The organism is Burkholderia sp. Ac-20345, assembly GCF_017104825.1.
Classification (GTDB): domain Bacteria; phylum Pseudomonadota; class Gammaproteobacteria; order Burkholderiales; family Burkholderiaceae; genus Burkholderia; species Burkholderia lata_B.
In genome coordinates, this window is the sequence record NZ_JAAGPO010000422.1 from 1 (window position 1) to 2,769 (window position 2,769).

Sequence of the window (2,769 nt, forward strand, 5' to 3'; positions counted from 1 at the left end):
CCGGCGCTCGATGCCGGGCTGCCGGTGACGATGATCGAACGCGACGAAGCATCGCTTGCGCGCGGCCGAGCGCACGTCGAGAAGGTGTACGACGGCCTCGTCGCGAAAGGGCGGATGACGCCGGCCGCGCACGCGGCGCGGCTCGCGCGCTTCAAGGGCAGCACGTCGTACGACGCGCTCGCGCAGGCCGACGTCGTGATCGAGGCCGTGTTCGAGGACATGGCCGTGAAGCAGGCCGTGTTCGCCGAACTCGCGCGCGCGTGCAAGCCGGGCGCGGTGCTTGCGACCAACACGTCGTATCTCGACATCGACGAACTGGCCGCGAGCATCGACCGGCCGGCCGACGTGATCGGCCTGCACTTCTTCTCGCCGGCCAACGTGATGAAGCTGCTCGAGATCGTCGTGCCGGCGCGCGTGAGCGCGGACGTCGTCGCGACCGCGTTCGCGCTCGCGAAGCAGCTGAAGAAGACGCCGGTGCGCGCGGGCGTGTGCGACGGCTTCATCGGCAACCGGATCCTCGCGGTCTATCGCACGGCGGCCGACACCCTGATGGAAGACGGCGCGTCGCCGTACCAGATCGATCGCGCGGTGCGCGCGTTCGGCTTCCCGATGGGGCCGTTCCAGGTCGTCGACCTCGCGGGCGGCGACATCGGTTGGGCGACCCGCAAGCGCCGCGCGGCGACGCGCGACCCGCGGGCGCGCTACGTCGAGATTTCCGACCGGCTGTGCGAGCGCGGCTGGTTCGGCCAGAAGACGGCGCGCGGCTACTACCTGTATCCGGACGGCGCGCGTGTCGGCACGCCGGACCCGGAAGTCGACGCGATCGTCGCGGAAGAGCGCGCGAAGAAGGGCGTCACGCCGCGCACGTTCACCGACGACGAGATCATGCGCCGCTACCTCGCCGCGATGATCAACGAAGGCGCGAACGTCGTGCACGAGAAGATCGCGCTGCGCCCGCTCGATGTCGATGCGGTGTTCCTGTACGGCTACGGCTTTCCGCGCTATCGCGGCGGCCCGATGCATTACGCGGATACGGTCGGCCTCGCGAACGTGCTCGCCGATATCCGCGCGTTCGCGAAGGAAGATCCGCTGTTCTGGAAGCCGTCGCCGCTGCTCGTCGATCTCGTCGCGCGCGGCGCGGATTTCGCGAGCCTGAATCGCATCGACTGAACGCCCACCGCATTCGCCACGGACCGAAGATGGACCTCAATTTCACTCCCGAAGAGGAAGCCTTCCGCACGGAAGTGCAGCGCTTCCTGCAAGCCGAACTGCCCGCGCGCATCGCGCGCAAGGTGAAGGGCGGCCTGCATCTCACGCGCGACGACATGCGCGAATGGCATGCCATCCTCAACGCGCGCGGCTGGCTCGCGAGCCACTGGCCGCGCGAATACGGCGGCCCCGGCTGGAGCGTCGCGCAGAAGTTCCTGTTCGACAACGAATGCGCGCTCGCGGGTGCGCCGCGCATCGTGCCGTTCGGCGTGAACATGCTCGGCCCCGTGCTGATCAAGTACGGCAACGAAGCGCAGAAGCGCCACTGGCTGCCGCGCATCCTCGACGGCACCGACTGGTGGTGCCAGGGCTACTCGGAGCCGGGCGCCGGTTCCGATCTCGCGGCGGTGAAGACGAGCGCGGTGCGCGGCATCGACGTGCAGGGCGAGCACTACCTCGTGAACGGCCAGAAGACGTGGACCACGCTTGGCCACTACGCGAACATGATCTTCTGCCTCGTGCGTACCGCGACCGACGTGCGCAAGCAGGAAGGCATCAGCTTCCTGCTGATCGACATGAACACGCCGGGCGTCGAGGTCCGCCCGATCATCACGCTCGACGGCGAGCACGAGGTGAACGAGGTGTTCTTCACCGACGTGCGCGTGCCGGCGGCAAACCTCGTCGGCGAAGAGAACCGCGGCTGGACCTACGCGAAATACCTGCTCACGTACGAGCGCACCAACATCGCCGGGATCGGCTTCTCGACGGCCGCCCTCGACCGGCTGCGCGCGGTGGCCGCGAAGGTCACGAAGAACGGGCGGCCGCTCGCGGACGATCCGTTCTTCGCGGCGCGCGTCGCGCGGGTCGAGATCGAACTCGAGAACATGCGCACGACCAACCTGCGCGTGCTGGCCGCGGTCGCAGGCGGCGGCGCGCCGGGCGCGGAAAGCTCGATGCTGAAGATCCGCGGCACGCAGATCCGCCAGGAGATCACCGCGCTGATGCGGCGCGCGATGGGGCCGTATGCGCAGCCGTTCGTCGAGGAAGCACTCGATGCCGATTACGACGGCGAGCCGGTCGGCCCGGACGAAGCCGCGAGCGCCGCGCAGCAGTATTTCAACAACCGGAAGCTGTCGATCTTCGGCGGCTCGAACGAGATCCAGAAGAACATCATCGCGAAGATGATGCTCGGGCTGTAACGAGGGACGCGACGATGGATTTCCAGCACACAGAAGACCGCCGGATGCTGGCGGATACGTTGAACCGCTTCATCGCCGAACAGTACGCGTTCCCGGTGCGCGATCGCATCGCGCAGTCGGCCGAAGGTTTCGATCGCGCGATGTGGCGGCGCTTTGCCGAACTCGGCACCGTCGGCGCGCTGTTTTCCGAAGCCGATGGCGGTTTCGGCGGCGCGGGTTTCGACATCGCCGTGGTGTTCGAATGCCTCGGGCGCGGGCTCGTCGTCGAGCCGTTCCTCGGCGCGTTGCTCGCGGGCCGCGCGCTGTCGCTCGCCGGCGGCGCCGCGCATCGCGACCGGCTCGCGGCGCTGATCGACGGCAG

3 protein-coding genes are annotated in these 2,769 nt (G+C 68.4%); all 3 read left to right on the plus strand.

The annotated features are described in order from the left end of the window. Positions 1–1,170: 3-hydroxyacyl-CoA dehydrogenase (locus G3O06_RS47545; RefSeq protein WP_241020615.1), on the plus strand; the 1,170-nt coding region annotated here is incomplete at its 5' end. A 29-nt stretch (positions 1,171–1,199) separates the two neighbouring features. Beyond that, on the plus strand, positions 1,200–2,408 hold the full coding sequence (locus G3O06_RS47550; protein ID WP_205820231.1) for an acyl-CoA dehydrogenase family protein: 1,209 nt from the start codon (positions 1,200–1,202) through the stop codon (positions 2,406–2,408). 14 nt (positions 2,409–2,422) lie between these two features. After that, the coding region (locus G3O06_RS47555; RefSeq protein WP_205820233.1) for an acyl-CoA dehydrogenase family protein at positions 2,423–2,769 on the plus strand (347 nt) is incomplete at its 3' end.

Bases quoted from the DNA above. Each gene is read 5' to 3' on its own strand.
- G3O06_RS47550 (WP_205820231.1), top strand. From the start codon at position 1,200: ATGGACCTCAATTTCACTCCCGAAGAGGAAGCCTTCCGCACGGAAGTG.